Source organism: Rheinheimera sp. MMS21-TC3, assembly GCF_032229285.1.
GTDB lineage: Bacteria > Pseudomonadota > Gammaproteobacteria > Enterobacterales > Alteromonadaceae > Alishewanella.
Map to the genome: position 1 here is coordinate 848183 of NZ_CP135084.1, position 24314 is coordinate 872496.

At 41.6% G+C, this 24314-nt stretch carries 18 protein-coding genes and 1 tRNA gene; 17 read left to right on the forward strand and 2 right to left on the reverse strand.

Annotated elements, in window-relative coordinates; genetic code table 11:
• The first annotated feature begins 253 nt into the window (after positions 1-253).
• The 9 genes from RDV63_RS04325 (at position 254) to phoR (ending at position 11935) form a co-directional block, all read left to right on the forward strand.
• Positions 254-766, forward strand: a complete 513-nt coding sequence (locus RDV63_RS04325) for a PEP-CTERM sorting domain-containing protein (protein ID WP_313908295.1) — start codon at positions 254-256, stop codon at positions 764-766.
• 117 nt (positions 767-883) lie between these two features.
• Positions 884-4003: a S8 family serine peptidase gene (locus RDV63_RS04330; protein WP_313908296.1), complete on the forward strand. Its 3120-nt coding sequence runs from the start codon at positions 884-886 to the stop codon at positions 4001-4003.
• 133 nt (positions 4004-4136) lie between these two features.
• Positions 4137-5165, forward strand: coding sequence for a substrate-binding domain-containing protein (locus RDV63_RS04335; RefSeq protein ID WP_313908297.1), 1029 nt, complete (start codon positions 4137-4139; stop codon positions 5163-5165).
• A gap of 245 nt (positions 5166-5410) precedes the next feature.
• The gene (gene pstC / locus RDV63_RS04340) at positions 5411-6790 is read left to right on the forward strand and encodes a phosphate ABC transporter permease subunit PstC (protein WP_313908298.1); all 1380 of its coding nucleotides are present in this window, start codon (positions 5411-5413) and stop codon (positions 6788-6790) included.
• A gap of 3 nt (positions 6791-6793) precedes the next feature.
• On the forward strand, positions 6794-8200 hold the full coding sequence (gene pstA, locus RDV63_RS04345; protein WP_313908299.1) for a phosphate ABC transporter permease PstA: 1407 nt from the start codon (positions 6794-6796) through the stop codon (positions 8198-8200).
• A 42-nt stretch (positions 8201-8242) separates the two neighbouring features.
• The gene (gene pstB, locus RDV63_RS04350; RefSeq protein WP_313908300.1) at positions 8243-9037 is read left to right on the forward strand and encodes a phosphate ABC transporter ATP-binding protein PstB; all 795 of its coding nucleotides are present in this window, start codon (positions 8243-8245) and stop codon (positions 9035-9037) included.
• Between the two features lie 59 nt (positions 9038-9096).
• A complete protein-coding gene (gene phoU / locus RDV63_RS04355; RefSeq protein WP_313908301.1) occupies positions 9097-9810 on the forward strand; it encodes a phosphate signaling complex protein PhoU in 714 nt (237 codons plus the stop codon).
• Between the two features lie 122 nt (positions 9811-9932).
• Positions 9933-10619, forward strand: coding sequence for a phosphate regulon transcriptional regulator PhoB (phoB, locus tag RDV63_RS04360; RefSeq protein WP_313908302.1), 687 nt, complete (start codon positions 9933-9935; stop codon positions 10617-10619).
• A gap of 14 nt (positions 10620-10633) precedes the next feature.
• Positions 10634-11935: a phosphate regulon sensor histidine kinase PhoR gene (gene phoR, locus RDV63_RS04365; protein WP_313908303.1), complete on the forward strand. Its 1302-nt coding sequence runs from the start codon at positions 10634-10636 to the stop codon at positions 11933-11935.
• Positions 11936-12036: 101 nt separating this feature from the next.
• On the opposite strand, the gene RDV63_RS04370 is transcribed toward phoR, so the two are convergent.
• On the reverse strand, positions 12037-12570 hold the full coding sequence (locus RDV63_RS04370; protein ID WP_313908304.1) for an RDD family protein: 534 nt from the start codon (positions 12568-12570) through the stop codon (positions 12037-12039).
• 161 nt (positions 12571-12731) lie between these two features.
• Between RDV63_RS04370 and RDV63_RS04375 the strand changes: the two genes are divergently transcribed.
• The 3 genes from RDV63_RS04375 (at position 12732) to RDV63_RS04385 (ending at position 14071) form a co-directional block, all read left to right on the forward strand.
• Positions 12732-12818 (forward strand) — tRNA-Leu (locus RDV63_RS04375).
• A 240-nt stretch (positions 12819-13058) separates the two neighbouring features.
• Positions 13059-13397: a tRNA-binding protein gene (locus RDV63_RS04380; RefSeq protein ID WP_313908305.1), complete on the forward strand. Its 339-nt coding sequence runs from the start codon at positions 13059-13061 to the stop codon at positions 13395-13397.
• Positions 13398-13582: 185 nt separating this feature from the next.
• Positions 13583-14071, forward strand: a complete 489-nt coding sequence (locus tag RDV63_RS04385) for a hypothetical protein (protein WP_313908307.1) — start codon at positions 13583-13585, stop codon at positions 14069-14071.
• An 89-nt stretch (positions 14072-14160) separates the two neighbouring features.
• On the opposite strand, the gene RDV63_RS04390 is transcribed toward RDV63_RS04385, so the two are convergent.
• Entirely contained in the window at positions 14161-14310 is a 150-nt protein-coding gene (locus tag RDV63_RS04390) for a hypothetical protein (RefSeq protein ID WP_313908308.1), read from the reverse strand.
• 296 nt (positions 14311-14606) lie between these two features.
• Between RDV63_RS04390 and RDV63_RS04395 the strand changes: the two genes are divergently transcribed.
• The 5 genes from RDV63_RS04395 to RDV63_RS04415 all read left to right on the forward strand — a co-directional run bounded on the left by RDV63_RS04395 (position 14607) and on the right by RDV63_RS04415 (position 24129).
• Complete coding sequence (locus RDV63_RS04395; RefSeq protein WP_313908309.1) at positions 14607-15326, forward strand: PEP-CTERM sorting domain-containing protein; 720 nt, start codon at positions 14607-14609, stop codon at positions 15324-15326.
• A gap of 183 nt (positions 15327-15509) precedes the next feature.
• A complete protein-coding gene (locus tag RDV63_RS04400; protein ID WP_313908310.1) occupies positions 15510-16643 on the forward strand; it encodes a PQQ-dependent sugar dehydrogenase in 1134 nt (377 codons plus the stop codon).
• Positions 16644-18779, forward strand: a complete 2136-nt coding sequence (locus tag RDV63_RS04405) for a TonB-dependent receptor family protein (protein ID WP_313908311.1) — start codon at positions 16644-16646, stop codon at positions 18777-18779.
• Between the two features lie 313 nt (positions 18780-19092).
• Complete coding sequence (locus RDV63_RS04410; RefSeq protein ID WP_313908312.1) at positions 19093-21711, forward strand: TonB-dependent receptor; 2619 nt, start codon at positions 19093-19095, stop codon at positions 21709-21711.
• A gap of 249 nt (positions 21712-21960) precedes the next feature.
• On the forward strand, positions 21961-24129 hold the full coding sequence (locus RDV63_RS04415) for a hypothetical protein (protein WP_313908313.1): 2169 nt from the start codon (positions 21961-21963) through the stop codon (positions 24127-24129).
• Positions 24130-24314: the final 185 nt, after the last annotated feature.

The following is a 24314-nucleotide window of genomic DNA, read 5'->3' on the forward strand; positions in this document are numbered from 1 at the left end:
TTAGGCAAGTTTTTATTGCCAATTATCATTTTAAGTACAGCTTTTTTATTTGTGTTGGCTACTTTTCAGTCTAATTTTGTTAAAGGTGTCAGCTAATTTAACACTATTAACCTTAAAAGCTATTCTCTCTCTACTGTTTTACCCTAACTTATTGAAATTATTTATTTAACTTTAATGGTTCACTTAATGCATAGTCCGATTCGTGCAAGTAGTTGCACCTAAAAATATAAATAATAATAATTTGGGGTTTAATATGATTCAAAAGTCTATTTTTATCTTAATGCTAACGATATTTAGTTTTGCATTAATGCCGCAAAGTGCTCAAGCAGGGCCAATTTTAAGTCAAGAGTTACTTATTGATGATCCTGATGGTCCTGTTTCTATTGGTTTTTTATCAATAGATATTGATCATATTATCGACGGTGAAGTAATGCAGTGGCAAACGTTTAATCTGTTTGGCATAGATATAGTTAATAGTTTTGGTTTTTTTGCTGATTATAATGAGTTTGACCTTAATACTGGGTTTACTTTTTTAAACTTTGATGTTAGCGATTTTTCTAACTCTATTGCATTCCAAGGCTTTTGGGATCTAGATCTTGGTTTAGGCTTTCTTGATGTCTTTACAGCAGATGCTGACTTTTTATTTGCCGATTCGTTTTTCTTAGGCCCTGTAACAGCTGCATCGCCAGTTTCTGAGCCGGCAACAGCTTTTTTATTCCTAATTGCTGCTGGTGGCTTATTAATGCGTCGTCGCTTTAACTCATAAGTGTCAGGTTTTTATACAACAAAGTTAACGTTAACTTAACGGTAAGTTAAATTTATTAACTTGGGTGATTAGCGTTAAGCACTAATAAAATAAAAATATAATAAAATGGAGACACCTATGCGTTTTAATAGATTTATTTCCCCAACCGCTTTAGCGGTTGCTTTAGCAATTGGTAACGCACAAGCAGCGTTAGTACCAAGCCAACACGAAGTTGACATTGACTTGTCGTTATTGCAATTGGCTGCAGATGACCAACAGCTACACACTTACATTGTAGAGATTAAAGGTAAGACTGGGATTGAAAAGGCTGCAGAGTTGGGGGAGCTATTACCGGCTCGACAAAATGTTACTCAAGGCTTAAATCGTTACAATTCAACTTCTGCCAACTTACAGCAGTACACTAATAAATTAACTGAATTTCATCAGCAGTTAGCTAACCAAGCTGGCAGCGAGAAAGTACTTTATTCTTATACTCATACTTTTAATGGTTTTTCTGCCAAAATGACTGCGTATCAAGCAGAGATGTTAAAGCATCATGCTAATGTGGTAGGAGTATGGCGTGACGAAGCGCAGCAATTAACGACAGCTAATACACCTGCATTTTTGGGATTAACTGGGCCAGAAGGTCAGCACACCTTAGGTATTAAAGGTGATGATGTTGTTATTGGTATTGTTGATAGCGGTATTTGGCCTGAACATCCTAGCTTTGCCGATGATGGTAGCTATGCGCCATTAGCCGGTTGGAGTGGTGCTTGTGATGCGGGTGAAGATGCGGCTTTTAGCTGTAACAATAAACTCATTGGTGCTCGCTATTTTAAAAATAGCTTTGAATCTACTTATACCATTCAACCTGGCGAGTTTATTTCACCACGTGATGCTGACAATCATGGTACCCATACAGCATCTACAGCTGGTGGTAATGAAAATGTTACGGCAATCTTTAATGGTGTGCCAGTAGCCACTATATCTGGTATTGCTCCGCGCGCACGTATAGCTGCTTATAAAGCCTGTTGGAACAGTAGCTATGTTAGCCCAGAAGGCGCTAATGAGCGTGGTTGTTTTTACGGCGACACTATGGCCGCGATAGATCAAGCCGTTGCAGATGGTGTTGACGTATTAAACTATTCGATTGGTGGTAGCTTAACCGATTTAACAACTGTAGCAGCTGCAGCTAAATTACGCGCTGCACAAGCGGGTGTCTTTGTTGCTGTATCAGCTGGCAACAGTGGTCCTACGGCCGAAACTGTAGGTACACCTGCACCTTGGGTAACGACTGTTGCTGCTTCTTCTTACACCGGTTTTAGCATTACCAATGGTATTGAGGTTACATCAGGACCGCTTAGCGGCGTGTACCGTGCAGTTGAAGGTGCGCAATCAAGGCCTTTAAGCGTAACAGGAGATATCACTGCTAATGTGGCGATAGGTGTGCCGCTTGATGGTTGTACAGCGTTAACTAACGCTACGGAAATTAGTGGCCAGTTTGCACTAATTCAACGTGGTACTTGTAGCTTTGATATTAAACTCACTAACGCCCAAGCTGCAGGCGCGGTAGGTGTTATTGTTTATAATAACTCTGATGTTGCACCTAGCATTATGGGCGGTTCAGTAACAGACCTTGTTATTCCTGCTGTTATGATTACTCAAGCTACAGGGAACGCCATCAATAGTGCAGTGTCGGCAGGCGGTACGGTCGAAATGAAAATGAGTCCGAACGTTTTTGTTGATGATGTGCCTGAAGTTGGTAACATTATGGCAAGCTTTTCATCACGCGGGCCTAACCAAGCCAGCTACGATGTTATTAAGCCAGATATTACTGCGCCAGGTATGAAAATATTGGCAGGTGCGTCGTCAAAACCTATGCTTACTCCTCCTGGACGTGACTTTATGTACTTACAAGGTACCTCAATGTCTAGTCCGCATATTGCTGGTATGGCAGCTTTACTAAAAGGCGAGCATAACGATTGGACACCCGCGATGATTAAATCAGCGTTGATGACCACGGCAAGACAAAACGTCACTAAAGAGAATGGTACTACACCAGCGGATCCTTTTGATTTTGGTGCCGGTCATGCGGTTCCTGGGCAAGCGAATAATCCAGGTTTAACTTATGATATTGAAAACTTAGATTACTATGCTTTCTTATGTGGTCTTGGTAAAAATAGTTTTGTGCAAAATGCCAGTGGTATTAGTTGTGCAACGTATGAGTCCTCAGGTTATTTAACTGATCCTAGTCAGCTAAACTTACCATCCATTGCTATTTCAGAGTTAGCGGCGGCAAAAGTTATCTATCGTACAGTAACTGATGTTAGTGGTTCGGCATCTAGTTATACGGTGTCAGTTAATGCTCCAGCTGGTACTACAGTATCAGTACTGACTGAAGACGGTAGTGGTAATTTAGTGCCAGGTTCACTGATGAATATTGCTGCAAATGGTAAGGCTAATTATGCTTTAGTATTTAAACCTGTATCGGGTGCAACATTAGAGCAGTGGAGTTTTGGCTCAGTGACCTTAAGCAATGGGATTAATAATGTTCGCAGCCCTATAGCAATCAAAATGATAGCGCCAGAGCTAATTACAGCGCCGGCAAATGTAGCGGGTACTTTAAAAGCTAATCGTGGTCGTTATACTTTCCCTGTGTTAATGAATTACACAGGCAGTACTAGCACCAGTATTGCCGGCTTAAGTGCCCCATATGGCTCTAACGGTACTGTTACTCAGGATCCAGATGGTACCTTTAGCTTTAATGAAGCCGGTATGGGTGCTCATAGGTTAGCGATACCAGAAGGCGTGAGCGCAGTACGCTTTAGTCTAAAATCAGCGTTAAGCAGTGTGCCAGAAGCTGACTTAGACTTATATGTGTACCGTTGTATTGCCTTATCTTGTACCCAAGTAGGAATCTCGTTACGAGTAGGTGGTAATGAAGAAGTAACTTTACTTAACCCGTTACCGGCAAATGATGCAGCTGCAGGTAGCTTTTATATGGTATGGGTACATGGTTATAATCTAAAAGGTGCTGCTTCAGCTGACTATATACTGCCATATTGGATAGTATCAGGTGATGAAGCTAATACGCGTATTGCTGCTAGTAGTCGTGCCATTGAAACTCGTTATAACAATATAACGATAACAAGCAATGGTTTAACTGCAAGCCCATTCCCATATCTTGGTGTCGTTAAATTCCATGATAATGAAGGTACAGAGCAAGCTACAACTTTAGTTGAATTAACGGCAAACTAAGTTTGCTATCTAAAAAGCTCAGTCTTTAGGCTGAGCTTTTTTTTATAGTATGGTTTATTGCAAATTGTCATATCAGTGTCATAAACCCCTAGCATACTGTAGGTGTTACTTCATTAACAGTTGGAAACTTGATATGACATTGCAAACACTTTCTAAAATAGCTTTAGCCGCTTCACTTGTTGTTGGCATTAATACGGCACAGGCAGCAAGCCGCGATACCATTCAAATTGCTGGTTCATCAACCGTATTGCCTTTTTCATCAATAGTGGCTGAGGAGTTTGGCCAAAGCTTTGCTCAGTTTCGTACTCCGGTAGTGGGTTCGGGGGGATCATCAGGTGGTTTACGCCAGTTTTGCCAAGGAGTAGGGGCTAATACCATTGATATTGCAAACTCTTCACGAAAAATTCGTTCAAGCGAAATTAGCGCTTGTCATAGCAATGGCGTGAAGCAAATTATTGAAGTGAAAATTGGCTATGACGGCATTGTTTTCGCCTCTCGTAACGATGCAGCAATTTTTGCTTTACAGCCTTTACATGTGTTTTTAGCTCAAGCAGCAAAAGTGCCTGTAAACGGTAAAATGATAGCTAACCCTTATAGCCGTTGGTCACAAATTGATAAAGCCTTACCCGATCAAGAAATTTTATTAGCGATACCGGGTTCTAACCATGGTACTCGTGAAGTGTATGAAGAAAAAGTTGTATTACCAGGCTGTAAAACCTTACCTATTGTAAAAGCCTTAGCAAAATCAGAGCAAAAAAGTTTTTGTACCGCTATGCGCACTGATGGCAAGGTAGTAGAAATTGCTGGGGATTACACTGAAACCTTAGCCAGATTAACTGCGCAAAAAGATGCACTAGGTGTCTTTGGTTTAAGTTTCTATGAAGCCAACCGTGACCGGATTAAAGTGGCAACGGTATCAGGGGTTGAGCCTAATTTAGAGAGTATTCTAAGCGGGGAGTATCCGGTATCAAGGCCTTTATACTTCTATATTAAAGGCGAGCATATAGGGATTATTCCAGGCTTAGAGGAATTTGCTCAGTACTTTGTCAGTGATGCTGTCTCTGGTTTTGATAGCCAATTAGAACAAGCAGGCTTGATACCCTTATCTGAAGAAGAGCGAAGTACTATTAGCCGCAACATTAGACAAAAAGTGGCGTTATAACCACCATTTTAATGAGTTGCACTAACTATACAGGCTCAGCATTATGCTGGGCCTGTATAGTTATAACACAAGTAAAGCAAGGTGCCGTAGTATAAAATGTAGCATTAAAAAACACTGTCATAAAACTGAAATAATCGGGCTTTATACTGCAGCAATAAACAACTAAACAGGCGCAGAGTTTTAGCACTGGCCATGCAAACAAGCAGTAACCACTTAGGTACCCCTGCTAAGGAACCAGAATATTAATGAGTAACCTTACACTACTTACGCTGTTGTTAATCTTGATGGCAATAGGCTACCAGCTGGGTATAAGCCGCAGTCGCAAAGTAGCTAGCCTAGATCAAAGGCAAAAAATGTCTGCTCGTCATCATCATTATGGTGTCATGGTGGGGCTATGGGCTGTACTACCGGCTTTTTTATTACTGTTGTTGTGGTTGTGGCTTGCCCCTTTGGCAATAAATGGCCTAATGCTGGCGCAGTTGCCTGCCGAAATTGCCAGCTTACCGGCTGATCAGCTAAAGGTGGTGTCGCAGCGCATTAGCAATTTAGCCAGCAACTTTGCTATTGCCGGTGATGCTCAAGAATGGGAGCTAAAGGCTGCTAGCCATTTACAGCAATTGCGCACCAATAGCGCCTTGGTTCTAACTGCCCTTATTGCGGTTATTGCCGCTATGGGCTTATTGCTTAGCTTATATAAAATAACACCTAGATTACAGGCGAGGCAGCAAGTTGAGTCTGTGGTTAAAGTGTTACTTATTTTGTGCTCGGCCGTAGCGGTATTAACTACCATAGGCATAGTGTTATCTATGGTGGGTGAAACCCTTAAATTCTTTAGCTTTATTAATCCGGTCGACTTCTTCTTTGGTACTACTTGGAACCCGCGCTTCTCTACTGTGGGCTCGGCTGATCAAGGCAGCTTTGGTATTTTACCGTTATTATCGGGCACTTTTTTAATCGCTATTATTGCCATGTTAGTGGCTATTCCATTGGGCTTATTGGTCGCGGTGTATTTAGCTGAATATGCGCCCTTAAAGTTACGCAATACAGCTAAACCGTTAATCGAGGTGTTAGCGGGGATCCCTACTATTGTTTATGGCTTTTTTGCCTTAGTAACCGTAGGGCCATTTTTAAACCAATTTGGTACCTTGGTAGGCTTAGATATTCGTGCAACCTCAGCTCTGACTGCAGGTGTGGTGATGGGGATTATGATTATTCCGTTTATTTCATCACTTACCGACGACATTATTGTGCAAATACCGAAATCTTTGCGCGATGCCTCTTTAGGCTTAGGCGCAACTAAGTCTGAAACTATTATTAAGGTTGTTCTGCCCGCGGCCTTGCCAGGCATTGTTGGTGCTGTGTTGTTAGCTGCCAGTCGTGCCATTGGCGAAACGATGATAGTAGTACTAGCGGCGGGTAATAGCCCAGCGTTAACGGCAGATCCTTTTCAAGCTGTCTCCACCGTGACTGTGACTATTGTTAACCAGTTAACCGGCGATAATGACTTCTCTAGCCCGCAATCGTTAGTTGCCTTCGCCTTAGGTTTAACCCTATTTGTGATTACGCTACTACTAAATATCTTCGCCTTAATTATTGTGCGTAAGTACCGTGAACAATACGAGTAAGCTATGACTATGCCTTCAGCCAATACTACAGCCGCAAGCAGCAATGCTGCTAAACAGCAGCAACAGAAGCAATTAAAAGCGCAGCAGCTTGTGCAGCAAAAAATACAAGCTTCGTTAGCCAAACGGCATTTTAAAGAAAAGCTATTTCGCCGCTTAGGTTTATCAGCGGTGCTTATTAGCCTAGCCTTAGTGGCGATTTTATTTATTAATATTTTTGCTAAAGGCTTACCGGCTTTTTGGCAATCTAGTATTACCTTAGATATCTACTTTGATCCTGCCATTGTAAACATTAGCAAAATGCCAGAGCGGCAAAAAGAGGAAACAGAGCAAGCCTTTGCTCAGCGTTATCTAGAATGGCAAACAGAGCTGGGTTTTATTAACTTTAATCGGTTAATTACCAATAGCTTAAAGCAAGTGCTGCCCGATGCGAATAAGCACAGACGAGAACTCAGTCGCATTGTGACGTCGGGTGAGCGTTATGCACTGCGTGACTTAGTAATGGCCGATCCCTCTATAATAGGCCAAACCAAACAGCTTAACCTATTAACCGATGCCAATATTGATGTCTGGTTAAAGGGCAATATTGACCGCAGCTTACCTGATGAGCAGCAACAGCTAAGCCCAGTATTACAGCGTTGGGCCGAGCAGCTAGCAGAGCAGGGCATTATTGAAAATCGTTTTAGTTTTGCCTTATTTATGAACCCAGACTCACGCAGCTCTTTGGCTTCAGCCGGTTTAGCCGGTGCTTTTATGGGGTCGTTTTATATGCTGTTAGTGGTGATATTACTGGCAGTCCCCATGGGCGTAGCCGCGGCGATTTATTTAGAAGAGTTTGCGCCGCAAAACCGCTTTACCGACTTAGTTGAAGTGAATATTAATAACTTAGCCGCCGTACCTTCTATTGTATTTGGCTTGCTTGGCGCATCGGTATTAATAGGTTGGTTTAACCTGCCTATGTCGGCACCGATTGTCGGCGGTATTGTATTGTCATTAATGACCTTGCCCACGGTCATCATTGCTACGCGCTCTACCTTAAAAGCCATTCCGGCTTCTATTAGGCAAGCAGCGCTTGGGTTAGGTGCCTCAAAAATGCAGTCGGTGTTTCATCATGTGCTGCCCTTGGCTATTCCAGGCATTTTAACTGGCGCTATTTTAGGTGTTGCCCAAGCCTTAGGTGAAACCGCGCCCTTGTTATTAATTGGTATGAAGTCGTTTGTCGCTTCGGTGCCTGCCTCACCTTTTGAACAGTCGACTGCACTGCCAGTGCAAATTTTCTTATGGCAAGGTAATGAGCTGCGTAACTTTTTTGAAGCCCGAACCTCTGCTGCCATTATAGTGTTGTTAGTGATGATGCTAAGTTTAAACGGCATTGCGATTTACTTACGAAAAAAATTCCAACGCAATTGGTAATGTTTTACCAAGACGCAGTTAATTGTAAAAATGGATAGCCTAATGATTAAAAATGCACTTAAAAACGAAGATAAGCCCGCTAACGTAAAAATAGCCACTAAAGGCGTTAAAGTGTTTTATGGCCAAAACCAAGTGCTGCATGGCATTGATATGGATATTTATGCCAACGAGGTTATTTCGTTTATTGGCCCTTCAGGTTGCGGTAAGTCGAGCTTTTTACGTTGTATGAACCGAATGAATGACACTATTGAGCATTGCCGTGTTGAAGGGCAAATTATGCTAGAGCAGCGTGATATTAATGCCGCCAACATTGATGTGGTGCAATTAAGAGCCCAAGTGGGCATGGTGTTTCAAAAGCCCAATCCTTTTCCTAAGTCTATTTACGAAAATATTGCTTATGGCCCTAAGTTGCATGGTTTGGCCGAGCGTAAAGCCGACTTAGACGATATTGTTGAATCTAGCCTACGTCGCGCAGGTTTATGGGATGAAGTAAAAGATCGCTTAGATCAACCCGGCACTGGCTTATCTGGCGGCCAACAACAACGCTTGTGTATTGCTCGCAGTATTGCCGTTAGCCCAGAAGTGATTTTAATGGATGAACCATGCTCGGCGCTGGACCCCATTGCTACCGCTATTATTGAAGAGCTAATTGATGAGTTAAAACAAAATTTCACTATTGTTATTGTTACCCACAATATGCAGCAAGCAGCACGAGTCTCTGATCGCACAGCATTTTTTCATTTAGGCCAAGTGGTAGAGCTAGGCTATACCAATGAGTTATTTGCTAACCCTAAGCAAAAACGAACGGAAGACTATATAACGGGTAGGTATGGTTAATGGGCTATTTTAGTGCCGTGAAATTCATTTTTATCTAATACCGATAGGAGCGTCAGATTATGTCTAATAAAATTGGTGGCCATTACTCACAGGCTTTTGATGCAGAGTTACAACAAGCAGTTGATCGCTTACTACAAATGGCTGCTTTAACTCAGCAACAATTAACTGATGCTATAGCCGCTTTTGTAGAAGCAGATTATCAGCGTGCTGAACTAGTGGTAGCAAGTGACTTTCGAGTTAATGACTTCGAAGTTGATATAGACGAGCACTGTTTAGATATTCTGGTGCGCCGTCAGCCAGCAGCTAGTGATTTACGTTTAGTATTAACTATATTAAAAAGCATTAACGATATTGAACGTATTGGTGATTTAGCAAAAAGAGTGGCTAAAACTTTATTACAGCAACCGGCAACACAGCGGCCTACTCAGGCGCAAATAGATGATATAGATGTGATGGGCCACCGGGTATTACAAATGTTGCAAAGTGCTATTGCCAGTTTTGAACGGATGGATGCAAGTGAAGCGCTTAAGGTATTACGAACAGATATCGCTATAGATCAAGATTATGATCGTATTGTAGGCCAAAGTATAAGTATAATGAGCGCTGACAGTAGCCAAGTAGGGCCTAGCATGCTGCTATTTGTTATTGCTAGGGCGTTAGAGCGAATTGGTGATCACAGTCGCAATATTTGTCAGCATGTTATTTTTCTGTGTAAAGGCCGTAATGTTGCTCACTTTACTGATGCAGAATTACAACAAATAATCGAAAAATAGCACGGAAGGTTTAAGATTACCGTTTCATAAAACTGTCACATTATGCAGCGATACTAAGCCGTAACACAGTAATACCGTAACAGTATTACCGTAACAGAATTTAAGACTATTTGAGGACGCTAATGTCTAGACGTGTATTGATTGTTGAAGATGAAGCTGCAATTCGTGATATGTTAAGTTTTGTGTTAGAGCAAAATGGCTTTCAAGTCATTATGGCGGCCGATTACCCAGCAGCACTAGAGGCCTTAGTTGAACCTTACCCCGATTTAATCTTACTAGATTGGATGCTGCCAGGCGGCAGCGGTATTCAAATCGCTAAAAAAATGAAGCAACACGACATTACCCGTAATATTCCTATTATTATGCTGACCGCTCGCGGTGAAGAAGAAGATAAAATTCGCGGCTTAGATGTAGGGGCTGATGATTATGTTACCAAGCCATTTTCACCTAAAGAACTAATGGCCAGAATTAAAGCTGTGATTCGCAGAGTGTCACCAACCAGCTTAGACGACATTATAGACATTCAAGGTTTAAATTTAGATCCAGTAAGCCATCGTGTAACTGCGAATGGTAAAGCACTAGAGATGGGGCCAACTGAGTTTAGGCTGTTACATTTTTTTATGACCCATACCGAGCGGGTTTACAGCCGTGAACAATTATTAGATCATGTATGGGGCACTAATGTTTATGTAGAAGATAGAACCGTAGACGTGCATATTCGCCGTTTGCGCTTAGCTATTTCGCATGGCGGGCATGATAAACTCATTCAAACCGTACGGGGCTCAGGTTACCGTTTTTCAGTTAAATAAGGTTAATTACCAGCATGCGCCAATTGCTGTCTAAAAAGAAAGTGTACAGCAAAATAGCATTATTATTTTGTGTTATGGCTGTAGTTGGTTTCATTTCTAATAGCCTCTTGCCAGCATTACTTATTTTAAGTGTGGCACTTTTGCTGTGGCACTATCATCACTTATTTATTTTAGATAAATGGCTCTGGCAAGATAGAAAGTTATCGCCTCCTTTAACCGAAGGAATATGGGGTAAGTTATTTGAAGCTATTTATTATCAGCAACGCAAAGAGCGGCGCAAACAAGCCCAGCTATACCAAGTAATAAGGCGCTTTCGTGATGGTGCCGAAGCCTTGTCACAAGCGATTATAGTGCTTAATAAAGACTGGAGCTTGGTGTGGAGCAATAAACTGGCACAACATTTTATTGGCATAAGTTGGCCCCAAGATGAAGGCCAGCGCCTACATAATTTAATCCGCCATCCTAATTTTTTACTCTTTATACAACAGCACAACTTTACTAAGACCTTAGAGCTAGTCTCGCCAGTTAATGAACAGTTGATGCTAGAGTTTACTGTTAGCGCTTATGGTACAGAGCAGTATTTATTAACAATACGCGATATCAGCCAGATAAAGCTGTTAGAGCAAGTGCGTAAAGACTTTGTGGCTAATGTTTCTCATGAATTACGTACACCATTAACAGTGCTGCGCGGCTATTTAGAGTTAATGGACGATAATAGCGCAACCAACACCAAAGTATGGCAGCAAGCGCAGAGTGTTATGCTAGAACAAACCAAACGGATGGATGGCTTAGTACAGCAATTATTAACCTTGTCGCAAATAGAAGCGACAACTAAAGTCCAATTTGAACCTAAAGTAGATGTACCGGCTATGCTAGCGCAATTAAAGCTAGAAGCGACTAGCTTAAATAGTGAAAAACAGCATAAGCTTAGTTTTAGCATTGATAATAGTTTAATGGTGATGGCAATTAGCGAAGAGCTACGCAGTGCTTTTGCTAATTTGGTCAGTAACGCCATTAAATACACCCCAGCCGGCGGTGATATTCAGGTGAGTTGGCAACGAGATAATTTAAGTGCCACTTTTAGTGTTATCGATAATGGTGAAGGCATAGCACCACAACATGTAAAACGTTTAACCGAGCGCTTTTATCGAGTAGATCAAGCAAGAGCAAGAAACACTGGCGGTACAGGGCTAGGGCTAGCTATTGTTAAACATATTTTATCACGCCACAAGAGCCGGTTAATTATTGCCAGCGAGCGCGGTAAAGGTAGCTGCTTTAGTTTTACCTTACCGGCTGAGTTAGTTTTGAGTGATTAGTGCTTAATGGTGAGTGTTAAATGCTTAATGTTGAGTTTTTAGTGAAGTTAACAACTTAACATTCATAACTAAACACTCAACATTAAAAATGTTTAGTTCGCTCATCTGGCATTTCTATAGAGGTTTAAGGCGCTACTTTGTTGCTTGGTTAATACAATCACCTGAGTCTTGCTTAGTTGATCTTGCAAGGCTAAGTCTTTACCCCAGCGTATTAATAGCCATAAATTACCTAAGCCTAGTAATGCTGTACTGGCGCGAATAGCGGCTTGTTTTAAGGTTATCGGTTTACCATTTTGTTGCACTAATAAAATACGCCAGCTACGCATGCCCAAGGTTTGGCCTCCTTTGCACCAAAAATACAAATAAAAGCCAATAAATAAGGCTAAAGAATACAGCTGAAACCAAATTTTATGAGCAGCAATATAAGCTGCAGGATCAGCATAGCCAGCAAAAGAAATCAGCCCCGCGCTATTAAGTAATGCCACTACGCCTAGGCCTAAAGCCATGGCTAGCATCCATAAGGCAATTAAAATTAACCAATCATAAAATAAAGCCGCTAAACGGCGCCATAAACCGGCCTGTGGCGCTGTAGCAAATTCAGAACTAGGCTGTGAAAGTGATTCAGAGTTAGACATAGCAAAATCCATATTAAAAGGCGCGGCAAGTGTAACACTAAGCCCGCATATTTCGAAGCTGCTGTAATTTTATGCAAATAAAAAAATAAGCCAATAAATTATCTTGCGCTACAGCATATGCATCGTATAATGCCAGCGTTTACTGCAAAAAATCCCTCAATGCCTGGGTGGCGAAATTGGTAGACGCAGTGGATTCAAAATCCACCGTTGGCGACAACGTGCCGGTTCGAGTCCGGCCCTAGGCACCATAATTAAATTAGCATTATTTTCTAATATAAATCTTTATTCTCAATGATGTCTGACGTCAAAATTTGACCCTTTGGGCCTTGTTATCTCTCAAAAATCTGCTGTACCTATAACTTATTGTATAAAATAATGAACCGTTGTAACCTTCTAAATATTAAGTTTACAAAGGTGGAAAGGCCGAATTTAACTATGAATTACTCTGCCTAATAAGCGTTATGTGAAAAAGCTACTCAAGGTAAATTATGGAGTATATTGATTGGGCTGACTTTCAAAAAGTCGATATCCGTGTTGGAACTATTGTTGAGGTTGAAGACTTCCCAGAGGCTCGTCGACCAGCTTACAAACTAAAGGTAGATTTTGGACAAGAAATCGGTATTAAAAAGTCTAGCGCTCAAATCACTGATTTATATGCGAAAGAACAACTTCTCGGTAAGCAGGTGCTAGCAGTAGTGAATTTCCCCGCAAAACAAATTGGTCCTATTATGTCAGAGTGTTTAGTCACTGGTCTGCATCGGCCTGACGGTTCTGTAGTGCTATCAACTGTGGATATGGAACTACCCAATGGAACACGGCTGGCATAACATATATGAGCCATCTCGGAGCAATAGGTAAAACCGTTCTTTTTACCGAGTTATCGGCCTGATTCCCCTGCTAGGTTAAGAAAGTACGGTTAATTTATTGAGTAATAATTGTTGTTGCTCAGGAACGGCTTTTATTCAGCCTTATGAGGTGACAAGGGGGATATTCTGAATGTTATGAGTGGCAGGTGTTTGTTTTAGGAGCGCTTATTATCGAATTTGCAGAAGAGTTTTCAAAAGTAGAGAAAGTAAAAAGAGTTATCCTCTACGTTTTATTAGGTGCTTTCATTGTGATTAGCCATCAAAAGTGGTTGCTTCCTTATATTAGTTGGTATGCGAATACAGCATATTGTCATACACCTTTTGGTTATTCTGGGGTAACGGTACTTTGGTATGGGCTATTTGTTGGCTTACCTATATTTTGTGCAATATTAGTGGCTGCCTATTCAGTTCCAAATGGGATTAAAGGGCTCAGGGATGGTCAATTTCCTCCCAAAGGAGTGAAAGTATATAAGCCAACTAAAATAATAAGAGGACGGCCGTCAAAAGTTAAATCATTAGGCCATTTAATTGCACCGTTATTATTTGTTGTAATTGGAATATGGGGGAGTTTTCAAGTGGAGAATTTACCAAATGATCCTGATAGTTTTGATTACAGTGTCTGTGAAAGTGAATAAGCAGCTAGCTATTTAAATGATGCTTTTGGGCTCTTGCTACATTATTGATAATAATGTAGCAAGAGCCTAATTGACTAAAGCAGAGGGAGTTATTGATTTACCGGTGACCAGTTTGGTAATGCGGGTTCTATAGGTGTATATAACTCTGGGTAACTGGCTTTATTGGCAAATTTCACCTTGCCATCAACTACCGTTAACTCTGATTTTGTTTGTAATACAGTAGTTATAACAATAGTCATTCTACATCTTTTTGTGAATAGCTGCTGCTCTATTCAAGACGAATCAAGACGAATATTAAGCTAGTAGCTTGCGAATACATCATTACCTCTAACAGTCGGTCCATTTAACTGCTTTTCAGTTAATCATTTGATTTTATTATGGTTAAAACTGCTGATTACCTGTCAGGTAATTTTACACTCTATAAGATTAAATCATAATTTATGATTTATTAATCAAATGCTTAATCTTTGGCTTAATCTGTGCTTAAGCCTGCCCGCTAAAAATAATATAACTATAATATTTAAAAGGAAGTGGGATGAAGCAGTTTTTAGTTAATGTAACCTTGAGTAGCGCGTTAATGTTTAGCGCCGTTTCAAATGCCGCTATTATTGACTTTGCCGGTGGCACTGCACATTTAGCCAACGGTGGAGCTTGTGCAGCATCAGATACAAGTTCGTGTGGTAATGTTGATTATTATGAAGAAGATGGCTTTATTTTCGACTTTATAGGCAGTAATGAGTTTATTGGTAATTATTACGGGGCATCAAATGCAGTTGTGCATGCTCACTGGAATCGCGGCTTATCGGCGATGGAAATTAAAAAAGCTGGTGGTGGCTTATTTGATTTAAATTATTTTATTTTAACCAGTAATACTATCGTTGGTGGCGGTTGGGCTTCAGGTGTTGAAGAAACTTACGTTGAAGCTTGGAATGGCGGCGTGCTGCTAGAGCGGATGTTATTAACGCCAGATTCTTGGGGTTTTGTTGGCATTAATAACGTAGGAAGCCCATTACAAAATGATCCGCAAATATTCTTAAGCGCAAATTTTGATGCTGTAGATACTGTTAAATTTACATCAGCTAGCACTGTTCATGGCCAACCTGGCCATGTCCATGATGCATATTGCTTTGGTATGGATATGTTTTATATAGACCAAGCAGCTCCTATCGCAGAAGGCGTGCCAGCTCCTGCCACACTCGCACTATTTGGCTTAGGGTTTATGGGCTTATTTAGTCGTGTTTTTCGTAAAGGCTAAGCTATTTACGTTAGTGTTAACCCCAAGTGCAGTAACAAGTGCTTGGGGTTTTTAATAGTTACAGTTTTTAAACTAATCTACCTGATATAAATCTCTGCTTAATATTACTCTTCCTTTTACAGTTAACTGGTTTATGCTTAATTCATTACAACACATTGTGCTTTAAAAGCTGATGGAGAAAATATGAAACCATTAACTATGACTTTCTTGCTGCTAAGTCTTGGCCTAATAAGCTTAACGAGCCATGCCGACTCGGATATCCTTAAAACCCGCTGGGCGGATGTTAAAGTAGACACAGTCACCAGTGGCCTTAACCACCCTTGGGGTTTGGCTTTTTTAGGCGATGGCCGAATGCTGGTAACTGAACGCGCGGGTAATTTACGTATTGTTGCAGCGGATGGCACTATTGGCGAGCCAATTAGTGGCTTACCAGAAATAAAAGTACGTGGTCAAGGTGGCTTGTTTGATCTTAGGCTCAGCCCTAATTTTAGCCAAGATAACATAATTTATTTTTCTTACTCTGAACCCGAAACTGCCGGCAGCGAAATAACCAGTACGGCAGTTGCAAGAGCTCGGCTTGAGAATAATAAGCTACATGATCTTAAAGTAATTTTTAGTCAGCAGCCAAAAGTAATGGGCGGTCGTCATTATGGTGGTCGACTAGCATTTTCTGCCGATGGTGAGTTTTTGTTTATCGGCTTAGGTGACCACGGCCATCGCCAAGAGGATGTACAAAATTTAAGTAACCACACTGGTAAATTAGTGCGTATTCATCCAGATGGCAGCGTGCCAAAAACTAACCCGTTTGTTCATCAAGCGGATGCAAAGCCAGAGATTTGGTCGTATGGTCATCGTAATATTCAAGGTATGGATATTCAACCGACAACAGGAAAACTGTGGACAGTAGAACATGGCCCACAGGGGGGGGATGAAGTTAACATGCCACAACCCGGTCTTAACTATGGTTGGCCCGTGATTACTCATGGCGAGCAATATGGTGGTGGCGAAGTGGGTATTGGCTTTAAAAAAGACGGTATGGAACAACCTATTTGGCACTGGACGCCGTCTATTGCCGTATCTGGGGTTGCGTTTTATCAGGGTGACCAGTTTCCACAATGGCAAGGTAACTTATTAGCTACCGGGCTTAAAGGTCAACAAGTTGCACGGTTAGAAGTGAATGGTGATCATGTTATTCATCAAGAAACATTGAACCTAGAACGACGGATACGTGAGGTTAAAATTGCCTCAGACGGCAGTATTTATTTGCTAACAGATGAACCCAAAGGCGCAATTTTACGTCTTTTAGCAGCCAAATAAGTGCAACGTAAAACGACGTTTAGGCTCGCGCTTTTAGCGAGCCTTTTTATTACCGCCAGTCTTACGAAAGTAAGTGCTTCAAGCCCCGATTTAACAAATACAGCAAGCCAAGCCGAACTTGATACTCATGCTGCTCAAACAGAGGCAGAATTGATAGAGCGTATTGTTGTTACTGCCACTCGCACTGAACAACCTTGGCTTTCTAGCCCTGCGTCTATAGACACTCTATTAGTAACCGAGCAGCAACCAGGCATGCGAACGGACATGGCTGAAATATTAGCCGGTATTCCGGGTGTGCAAATAGACACCCGTTATAACTTTGCTCAAGATACTCGGATTATTTTACGCGGTTTTGGTGCTCGGGCGGCATTTGGGGTGCGGGGCATTCTAATGCGCTTAGATGGTGTGCCGTTATCCATGCCTGACGGCCAAGCTCAAACCTCGAGTATCTTTATTGATGAACCTAGCCAGGTTGAAGTATTGCGCGGGCCTATCGCCGCCGTTTATGGTAATGCCGCCGGTGGCATTATTAACCTACAAAGCCAACCCGCCGCCAGCAGCTATATGGCGTTAAGCCATGCCATAGGTGCTAATGATCGTCAACGCAGTCGTTTAGATGCCGCTATGGTCAAAGATACATTTAGTGTAAGTGGCCACTATGCGCGCTTTAGAACGGACGGTGATCGAGATCATGCTAGTGCCGAGCGCGATCAGTATGCACTGCGTGGCACTTATCAGCTGGCTAATAATATCGAATTAATTGCCCGCGTAGATGACAACAACGCACCTTTATTACAAGATCCAGGATCATTAACCTCAGAGCAATGGCAACAAAACAGCGAACAAACATTTGCTGGTGCCAGTAAATTTAATACCCGCAAAAGTATTCGCCATCGGCAACAATCACTGACGGTTAATCAGCAATTAAGCCACTCTGATTGGCAAATGGCGGCATGGAGCGGCGTGCGTGCAATAGAACAATTTTTGCCTTTTCGAGGTAATGATGTCACGTCATCGGGTGGCGTTATTGATTTAAAGCGTGACTTTCATGGTGTGCATGGTCAATTTAATTGGCGACCGCAAGCTTTTGCATCGCGTTGGCAGCTAAGTTTAGGCACGGATATTGAGCGACAAAAAGATACACGGCAAGGCTTTGTCAATAACTTCGGTGCAGCAGGTGAGCTACGCCGTGATGAAACCGGTCGGGTTGAAAAAAATGATATTTATACTTTAAGCACTTTAGCACTAACAGATAAATTAACCTGGTTAGCAGGTTTACGCTTATCTCATTTATCGTTTAATGTTAGCGACCGCTACATTATACAAGGCGTTGTGCCAGACGATAGCGGCCAAACTAGCTACCAAGAAACCTCTTGGACTAGCGGTTTAAATTATCAATTAACCAGCCAATGGGCGCTATTTACTGCTGTTGGTAATGGCTTTGAAACGCCTACGTTAACAGAGCTGGCTTATCGCAACCAAGGCACTGGCTTAAACCCCAATCTTGGGCCAGCGTTGATCTCCCAATACGAAGCAGGTGTTAAATGGCTCAGTGTTAATGGTAATGGCCAAGCGCAATTAAGCCTGTTTCGAATAGATAGCAATAATGAAATTGTGGTTGATCAATCTATTGATGGCCGTACAACTTATCGTAATGCAGCACAAACGGAACGAGAAGGGGCAGAGTTAAGTTGGCGTTATCAGTTGCATCCCGCGCTACAGCTACGTGGTGCTGCAACACTGATGAAAGCCCGCTATCGCGATGAAGAGCTGAATTATTCACTCAACGGACTGCGTATACCGGGTATCGCTGACAGCAATGTGTTTATACAAGCTAATTATCGGCCTTGGCATAACGACAAAATACAGGCTTCAATCGTGGTCCAATATCGCTCACGCGTGGCCACATCCGATAGCAATGATGAGTTTGCGCCAGCTTATATGCTGTGGCATGCCAGCCTAGATGCTAAGCAAAAAAGCGCCGATTGGCATTTCAGTCAGTGGTTACGGCTAGATAATATATTAGATAAAAACTACGTTGGTTCGGTAGTGGTTAACCAATCGAATGGCCGCTCGTTTGAACCCGCACCCGGTCGACAGCTTAGCGCAGGCATAGGGGTAGAGCGTCGTTTCTAATATAGTATGCAGTTTGTCACCGCACTATCAACTTGGTTAAAAACGTCATACTTAACACCTTTTGTTATCGTTATTTCATACTAGCAGGCCTGTTTAAGCAGCTTCAAACATACACGGCTATCTCAAAATTTCACAATTTATTCTCTAACTAGTTAACTTATAAGCTTATTCTTATCAGCGATACAATATTCCAATTTTAAATATAGACGTCTAGACATTTAGCTGTCTTTAATTATTTTTGCATGCTAGTATCCCTTTCCTACGCAAAATATTGTTTTTATATTCAACTGATGAATATGTAATGAGGCTTAACATGAGATCGAAGAAGAATATCCCTGCATTCGTTTTAGCACCTATTAGTGTTTTTTTAAGCACGGTATTGTTCGCTCAAGAATCGCAGCAACTGGAAAAGGTTGAACGAATTGCAGTAACAGGTTCACACATAAAACGGATACATAATGAAGATGCCACACCGGTTTTGCAGGTAACAGCTGAAGAAATTGCTGTTAGCGGTAAGGTGACATTAACGGAAGTATTGCGCGATCTGACTATTAACACTGGCAATAGTCATAACGAACAAGCGACTAACAGTTTTTCTGCAGGTTCTGCATCAATTGGCTTGCGTGGTTTAAGCCCAAAAAACACCTTAGTTCTGGTTAATGGTCAGCGTATTTCTAATAATGGTTTTGCCCAAAATACCCAAGATACTTTTGTTGATTTGAATGCCTTACCATTAAGTGCAGTAGAGCGAATAGAAGTTTTAAAAGACGGTGCATCTTCGGTTTATGGTTCTGATGCTATTGCCGGCGTAGTTAATATTATTTTACGTCGCGGATATCAAGGTACAGAGGTTAAGTTATCAGCAGGTGATGCTACTGAAGGCGGCCTGAAGCAAGTGGGCGCGGGTTTAGTAACAGGGATCGGTGATATTTACCGTGATGGCTATAACATTACTGCCTCAGTAGACTATTTTCACCGTGAAAGACTAGATGCTAATGAGCGAAAATTAACCCGTTCGGGTGACTTTAGACACTTACCTGGTGGCAAACTATCAGGTTGGAGTTCACAGGGTGGTAATTATTTAGCTGCAGCTAATAATCCGCAAGCATTTGAAAACTGCCCTACCGGTTCTGAATTACGTGCCGGTAGCGACTTTAATGCCGGCTACAGCAATGATGTATGTGCCTTTAATACTCAAGAGTATACTACGCTGCAGCCAGAAATTACTCGACGTCAGTTCTCGTTATTAGGCACTTATCAGCTAACTGAAAAACTGCAAAGTAGAGCAGAATTTTTGTATAGCTATAATGATGCGTCTCAGATTTTTGGAACACCGTTAACGGTCGGTGCTGGTTTAAGAGCTTATGATCAAACCAGCGGTGGCTTAGTGGATATTCCAGTGCGGTTTCCAGTAGGGCATCCGAATAACCCGACTGCTGAAGCCTTACCGTTTGAAGTGACACTATTTGAATTAGGTCCACGTTTAAAAGACAGTAATCAAATTTTTAAGCGTGTAATAGGTAGCTTTAATTATGAAGGTGATAATTGGGATTGGAACTTTACAGCGCTAAATTCTTCAAGTAAACAGCGCGAGGAAGTCGATAATTTTGTCAATCGTTATGTTTTTGAGCGAGTGTTAGCAGACGGTAGCTATGATTTTGTGAATGGTAATAATCCACAAAGTTTAGTTGATGAATTACGTATTCAAACATTGCGTCCTGGCAGCTATGAAATTTCTGCCGCAAACTTCACTGCAAGTACCATTTTAGCTAACTTAAGCAGTGGTGAATTAGCTGTTGCTGGTGGGGTTGATTTTCGTCATGAAAAAATGAACGCGGGTACTTCAGAGCAAGTGCTATCCGGTACCGAATTAAGGCCCGCTATTAATCTGGTTGATGGTAAGCGTGCAGTATGGGCTGCATTTGCCGAATTGTCCGTGCCAATTATTGACAATTTAACCGCAGATTTAGCCGGTCGATATGATCATTATGATGATTTTGGTAGCGCTTTTTCGCCTAAATTGGGTGTGCATTACGTGTTTAATGATGAATGGTTATTACGAGGCTCTTGGTCAAGAGGTTTTCGTGCACCGTCATTACCAGAAATTGCTAATAGTAATACTGTAAGTTATGCCAGTGCCAATGATCCTGATGATCCGGTAAATGCAGGTAGACGTGTCGGTTTTACTCAGTTTCGTGCTGGCAACCCAGATTTACAAGCTGAGCGCTCAAAGAATATTAATGCCGGCATAATCTGGTCGCCTAGCCGTCGGTTGAGTTTAGGCTTTGATGTTTATCGTATTGAACAAGACAAAATAATTGCCTCAGATAATGTGCAGTTTATTCTTGATAACCCACAGTTGTATGGTGATCGAATTATTCGTGATGCAGAAGGAAGATTGCAGATAATCACTAACCAATTTCGTAACCAAGGCGTGCGTTCAACATCTGGGTTTGATTTAGATTATAGCTATAATATAGAGTTAGGCGACGGTCATCAGATCCATTTTAATAGCATATTATCTCATTTATTAAGCTATAAACAGGCACTCGTTGTAGGCCAGCATAAAGTAGACGGCGCAGGCAATAACCAGTTTGGTGTGTTACCAGAATGGAAAAATAATACCAGTATCAGCTGGCGCTATAATGATTGGCAAACAGTAGTAAGCGGCGCTTTTACGAGTGGTTATAAACAAAAAATTGCTAACCAGACCAGTAATCCAGGCTTAAACAGTAAAATAGCCAGTAATTTTAGAGTTAACTCGCAGTTAAGTTATGCTGGTTTTGCTAATACTCGAATTGCATTATCGGTAAATAACTTACTAGATAGAGACCCGCCATTTGATCCTAATGCTGGTGCAACTTATGCTAACATTTCTCAATATAATGTTATAGGCAGGACAATTAGTTTGTCTGTTAGCTATCAGTTATAATTGATTAACTGACTACCGGTGGGCAACTGGTAGTCAGTTTTATCCATACTGAAACTGCAAAATATCAATGATTATTAATAGCCAGTATTTATGTTCAGTATTATCCTCGCCATTTTACGACATCTTTATCGCCATCTTTTAATGCTTGTGTACTCTTGTCTGCGAGGTGTGGATAGCATTATACTGGTTAATTGTTAACAGCAGAGCATAGCCGGTTTATTTCAAGCTATCATATTACAGGACTGTTTTATGACAACTCCACATTCTTGGTCATTCTCGCGCATAGGCGGTTTTGATCAGGTTTTACTAACAAGCGCAGCAGACTTATTAAACTTAGATCAATTAGATCCAAAATTGTGGACAGCATTAGCTTGTCCAACAACAGGATTACATTTTGATAAGAAAACACTACAACTGATTGATAAAGATAACGATGGCCGTGTTAGAGTGCCTGAAGTACTTGATGCAGTGCGTTGGGCTAGCACTATTCTTAAAAATCCTGAATTATTATTAGAACCAGCAAGCTTTTTGCCGTTGGCTGAATTTAATACCAAAACGACAGAAGGCGCAGCCTTACATTATGCAGCGCAATGTTTATTGGCATTATTAAATAAACCAGAAGCTGACCACGTATCGTTGGAAGATGTAACTAACCAACAACAAGCTTTAGCAAGTGCCCGCTTTAATGGTGATGGCATTATCACCCCAGAAACAATAGATGCTGCTGACCGTGACGTTATTGATAAGGTAATGAGCGGGGTAACGGCTGTTATTGACGCTTCGGGTAAAGCAGGCATTAATCAAGCGGGTGTTAGTGCTTTTTATGACGCGATAGCGGCTAGAAAAAATTGGTTAGCTAGCGCAGAAACAGCCTGGCTGCCAGACGGTGTCGACGGTGCAGCGGTTGCAGGCTCATTGGCTGCTGTTCGGACTAAAATTGATGATTACTTTAGCCGTTGCCGTGCCAGTCAGTATGACTTACGTGCTGCAGAGCAGTTAAATCGCTCAGTAGATGATTGGCAAGCGATAAACAGCAGTATTTTGTCTGCTGATTGCGCGGAAATAGCTGACTTCCCGTTAGCGATGATTAGCCCTGAAGCTGAATTACCATTAACAAAAGATTTAAACCCAGCGTGGGAAAGTCGGATTAATACTCTGTATACGGCAGTGATTAAGCCAGTTTGTGGTGAAACCGACACGTTAACTTACCCAGTATGGCAACAGTTAAAAGCTCGTTTTGATGACTATCATGGTTGGTTAACAGCTGAAGCCGGTAAAAATGTGGCGCATTTAAGCCCTGAGCAACTCGATAGCATACTAACTGATGGCAGCAGAGACAAACTAGAGGCTTTAATCGCAGAAGATTTAGCGCTTAAGCCCCAAGTGGATTCTTTGGTTCAAGTTGAAACAATACTACGTTACCGTATGTATTTAAAAACGCTGCTTAATAACTTTGTAAACCTGACTGATTTCTACTCACCCGATATCCGCTCAATTTTTGAAGCGGGTACCCTGTATTTAGACGGCAGAGCTTGCGAATTATGTATTGAAGTACATGATATGGCTAAACATGCGACTTTAGCTGGGTTGAGTAAATGCTTTTTAGCCTACTGTTTGTGTACCCGTAAAGATGGCGCTAAGAAAACGATTGTCGCGGCCTTTACTGGCGGCTCACAAGATTATTTATTGGTCGGGCGGAACGGGGTTTTTTATGATCGTGATGGTCTAGATTGGGATGTGACTATTACTAAATTGGTAGAAAACCCTATTAGTATTCCGCAGGCATTCTTTTCGCCTTACAAACGTTTGGTGCGTTTTTTAGAAGAACAAGCAGCAAAAAGTGCAGCGGCTGCTGAAGCATCTAGTCAATCATCATTAGAAAATAAAACTTCAGAAACACTGGCTAATCGTGAAACTGAAGCGAGTAAAGTAACCTCTAAACCTAAGTTTGATATTAGCATTATTGCTGCTATGGGTGTTGCTGTCGGTGGTATTGCTACAGCTATGGGTATGTTATTACAAGCATTTTTTGGGCTGGGTTGGTTGATGCCAGTGGGTATGTTTGCGTTAGTGCTGTTAGTCAGTGGCCCATCAATGTTTATTGCATGGTTAAAATTACGCCAACGTAATCTAGGTCCTATTTTAGATGCGTCGGGGTGGGCGATTAATGGTCAAGTGAAAATTAATGTGCCCTTTGGTAGTAAGTTAACCCAAATTGCTAAACTGCCTACAGGGTCTCGTCGTAGTTTAAAGGATCCTTATCAACAGCGTTCTATTTGGCCTAAAGTTATTACCATTAGCTTACTTGTAGTGGCTATAGCAGCGGGTTACCTATACTGGAAAAATAAATCAGACGATTCTAGCCAACCTATCATTATAGAATCAGCTACTGTGATAGAGGTACCAGAGCAAAAATAGGGCCAAAGTAAAGCTAAAGCTCTGCTATACCAGCAATAGATAAAATACACTGCCAATGAACAGCGAGTTTATTGGCAGTGTTAGCTATTGATAGGCATGTTCAACATTTTATTAAGCGGGTGAAAATAGTCATTTAACCTGGCTCGCCTCTCTCAAGTGACCATTCCAGATATTTTACCCGTTCA